The organism is Aciditerrimonas ferrireducens (assembly GCF_023130475.1).
Lineage (GTDB): Bacteria > Actinomycetota > Acidimicrobiia > Acidimicrobiales > UBA8190 > Aciditerrimonas > Aciditerrimonas ferrireducens.
Genome location: NZ_JAKHEX010000038.1, coordinates 1 through 3722 on the forward strand (window position 1 = coordinate 1; position 3722 = coordinate 3722).

Sequence of the window (3722 nt, forward strand, 5' to 3'; positions counted from 1 at the left end):
CCGCCGGGCCAGCGCCGTCGGGAACGGCGGCACGGCGTCCAAGCAGCGCTCGGCCGCCTGGGCCAGGGGCGCCGGGAAGACCCCCGGGGCCGAGGCCACGAGCTGGCCGACCTTCACGAAGGTCGGCCCGAGGGCCACGAACGCGTCCACCACGCCCTCGGCGACGGCCACCTTGAGGGCCGGCCGCTGCTCGCCCCGCCAGCGGCGGACCCGCCGGGCCGACCACGACAGCAGCCCCCCGAGCAGGCAGCGGACGAAGACCAGCACGACGACCAGTGCCCGGCCCAGGTCCCCCGGCCGGAGCCGACCGGGCCCCGCCGCCGACCGGTCCCCCGACGACGCCTCCACGGCCCCAGATTGACCCGAGCGTCCCACCTGGGCAAACCCCGGGCGGCCAGAATGCCCGCATGGTGCCGCCGCTCGACCCCCGGCTCCCGGCCGCCGTCGCCTGGGACGACGAAGGACCCGCCGTGCTGCTGCTCGACCAGCGGGCCCTGCCCGAGGCCACCCGGATCCTGCGGATCCGGAGCGTCGAGGAGCTCTGCTCGGCCATCTCGGGCCTCGCGGTCCGAGGGGCCCCGGCGCTTGGGGTCGCCGGCGCCTACGGCATCGCCCTGGCCGAGCGCACCGGCCAGGACCCCGACGCCGCCGCCCGGCTGCTCCTGGCCACCCGCCCGACCGCGGTCAACCTCCGCCTCGGGGTGGAGCACGCCCTCGGGGCCCCCGACCCCCTCGAGGCCGCCCACCGGTTCCTCGCCGAGGACCTGGCCCGCCACCGCCGCCTCGGGGCCAACGGGGCCGGCCTCCTGCTGCCCTCGGCCCGGGTCCTGACCCACTGCCACGCCGGGGCCCTGGCCTGCGGCGGCTACGGCACCGCCCTCGGGGTCGTCCGCGCCGCGGCCGAGGCCGGCGCCACCGTGCACGTCTGGGTCCGCGAGACCCGGCCCCTGCTCCAGGGCAGCCGCATCACCGCCTGGGAGCTCCAGCAGCTCGGCATCCCGGCCACCGTGCTCGTCGACGGGGCCGCCGCCTCCCTGTTCGCCGCCGGCCAGGTCGACTGCTGCCTCGTCGGGGCCGACCGCATCGCCGCGAACGGCGACGTGGCGAACAAGGTCGGCACCTACGACCTGGCGGTCCTCGCCCACCACCACGGGGTCCCCTTCTACGTGGCCGCCCCGAGCCTCACCGTCGACCTCGGCTGCCCGACCGGGTCGGCCATCCCCATCGAGCAGCGCGCCCCCGAGGAGGTCACCGAGCTCGCCGGCCGGCGCCTCGCACCCGAGGGGGTCCCCGCCTACAACCCGGCCTTCGACGTCACCCCGGCCGAGCTCGTGACCGCCATCGTCACCGAGGCGGGCGTCCACCGGCCCCCCTACTCGGCCAGCCTGGCCGGCCTGGCCGGCGCCCCCAGCCCGACGGGGCCCGGCTAGACCACCCCGGCGTCCCGCAGGGCGGCCACCTCGGCCGGGCCGTACCCGAGTTCTTGGAGCACCTCGTCGCTGTGCGCCCCGAGGGCCGGCGCCGCACCCAAGGGGCCGAGCGGCGCGTCGCTGAAGCCGACCGGCGGGGCCACCACCGGCTCGCCGCTTCGCGGGTCCCGCTGGAGGTAGCCGTTGGCCCACGCCTGGGGATCCTCCAGGACCTCCCGGGGACTGCGGACCGCCGCGCACGGCACGCCCTTCTCGCCAAGAACCGCCACCCACTCTGCGGTCGGCCGCGCCGCCAGGGCCTCGGCCAGCACGGCGAAGACCTTCCGCTTCTCCTCCTCGAAGAGGACCGGCGAGGGGTGGGCCTCCCCGAGCCACCCTACCCCGAGGGCTTCGAAGAGCACCTGCCGGAGCCGCCCCACCACCCCGCTCAGGGCCAGCCAGCCGTCCGCGGTCGGGAAGCAGCCGTAGACGGCCGGGACGAGCGGATGGCCGAGGGTCGACGTGCGAGCCTCGGTGCCGCTCGCCGCCACCGCGGTCAGCTCGCTCGCCTGGGCCCACAGGACGCTCCCGAGGAGCGACGTCGTCACCACCTGGCCCCGTCCGGTCCGCTCCCGGGCCCACAGCGCGGCCAGCACCCCGCTGAGCAGCCCCTGGGAGGCCAGGTGATCGGCGATCGTGACCGGCACCGGCCGGGGCACCCGACCGTCCCCGCAGGCCGCCGCCAGGCCCCCCGCCGCCTGGCCGCTCAGGTCCGTGCCCGCCCGGCGGCCCTCCGGGCCCGCCGCGCCGAACGCCGAGCCCTCGGCCACCACCAGCCGCGGGTTCAGCGCCAGCAGCGACGCCCCGTCCAGGCCCCACGAGGCCATCGTGCCCGGCGCGAAGTTCGAGAGCACCACGTCCGCCCAGCCGGCCAGCCGGCGGAACACCGCCTGGCCCTCCGGCCGCCGCAGGTCCAGGGTCAGGCTCCGCTTCCCCCGGTTGCAGGCCTCGAAGAACGGCGCCCGGGTGCTCCCCGGCTCCGGCACGATCCAGCGGGCCTGGTCCCCGAAGCCCGGCAGCTCCACCTTCACCACCTCGGCCCCCCACGCCACCATCGTCGCCGCCGCCTGCGGCGCCTGGACCAAGAGGCCCGCCTCCACCACCCGCAACCCGGTCAGGACCCCCACGCCGACTCCTCCCTGGCCGACCGTACCTCACCAAGGGCCCCAGCCCTCGTCTGGGGCGTGCCATTCACCAACTGGCGAAGCCCGCAAGGGCCCACCGGGATGGAGCGACCGCCGGCTAGACCGCCACCCCGCTCGGGCTGGAGGCCAGCGGGTAAAGGTAGGGCATCAGCTGGCTGGCGTCGTTGCCCCCCGCCGCCCCGGTCTGTCCGAGCTGCAAGTACTGCGACCACGCGTCGGACCCCGTGGATCCCGAACCCGAGGACGAGGAGGACCCCGACCCGGTGCCATCAGAGCCGGTCCCCGACGACGGGGACTGGCTGGTCCCGCCCGACCCGGTGCCCGAGGAGGGCGGGGTACTGGTCGAGGACCCGCCGGTCCCCGAAGAGGGCGGCGGCGAGCTCGTGGCGCCACCGGTGCTCGAGGAGGACCCCGACCCGGTGCCACCAGAACTGGTCCCCGATGAGGGTGACGTGCTGGTGGAGCCGCCGGTGGATCCCGAGGAGGTCGAGGACCCGCTGGAGCCCGCGCCGGGGGGCGAGGAGGGGGCCACGTACGTCACCGCCCCGCTCCAGGCGTCGCTCTCCCCGTTGGGCGCGACCACCGAGACCGTGGCCGGCCCCGCCTGACCCGGCGGGGCGATGCCGGCGATCGAGTAGGGGGCGTTCACCTGCACGTCGAGGGCCGTCTGCCCGTTGAACAGCAGCCCGGCGTCGGCGGGGATCGCCTCGCCCAGCACCTGGACCTCGGTGCCGCCCGTCGTTGCCACCCGGTTGGGCGACACCGAGGTCAGCTTGAACACCCCCAGCGGGGTGCTGGTGCTGGCCCCGCCCGACCCGGTGCCCGAAGAGGGGCTCGACCCGGCCCCCGAAGACGGCGGGGTGCTGCTGGAACTGCCGGTCCCCGAGGAGGGCGGCGGCGAGCTGGGGGTGTCACCCGAGGACCCCGAGCTGGTGGACGAGGAGGGCGGCGGGGTGTTGGTCGAGCCTCCCGAGGAGGGGGCCTGCGGCGGGGGGGAGGTGGGGCTGGTGGGCGGGCTCCAGCCGCCCGAGCCAGTCGAGGACCCGCTAGACCCGGAACCGGTCCCCGAGGACGGCGGCGGCGAGCTGGTCGAGGACCCGCCGGTCCC

3 protein-coding genes and 2 pseudogenes are annotated in these 3722 nt (G+C 77.0%); 3 read left to right on the plus strand and 2 right to left on the minus strand.

Going from position 1 to position 3722, the window contains the following annotated elements:
* Nucleotides 1-348 (minus strand): annotated as a pseudogene (locus Acit_RS12510) (hypothetical protein); the annotation flags it as partial.
* Between the two features lie 59 nt (nucleotides 349-407).
* Here Acit_RS12510 and mtnA point away from each other — a divergent pair.
* On the plus strand, nucleotides 408-1430 hold the full coding sequence (gene mtnA, locus Acit_RS12515) for an S-methyl-5-thioribose-1-phosphate isomerase (protein ID WP_248109385.1): 1023 nt from the start codon (nucleotides 408-410) through the stop codon (nucleotides 1428-1430).
* Here mtnA and Acit_RS12520 read toward each other — a convergent pair.
* Entirely contained in the window at nucleotides 1427-2596 is a 1170-nt protein-coding gene (locus Acit_RS12520; protein WP_248109386.1) for a CaiB/BaiF CoA transferase family protein, read from the minus strand. The genes mtnA and Acit_RS12520 overlap by 4 nt on opposite strands.
* 182 nt (nucleotides 2597-2778) lie before the next feature.
* On the opposite strand from Acit_RS12520, the gene Acit_RS12525 reads away from it, so the two are divergent.
* The gene (locus Acit_RS12525; RefSeq protein WP_248109387.1) at nucleotides 2779-3222 is read left to right on the plus strand and encodes a hypothetical protein; all 444 of its coding nucleotides are present in this window, start codon (nucleotides 2779-2781) and stop codon (nucleotides 3220-3222) included.
* Nucleotides 3223-3342: 120 nt separating this feature from the next.
* A pseudogene (locus tag Acit_RS12530) lies at nucleotides 3343-3722 on the plus strand (hypothetical protein); the annotation flags it as partial.

Coding starts and splice junctions, on each gene's coding strand:
- mtnA (WP_248109385.1), top strand. CDS start 408: ATGGTGCCGCCGCTCGACCCCCGGCTCCCGGCCGCCGTCGCCTGGGAC.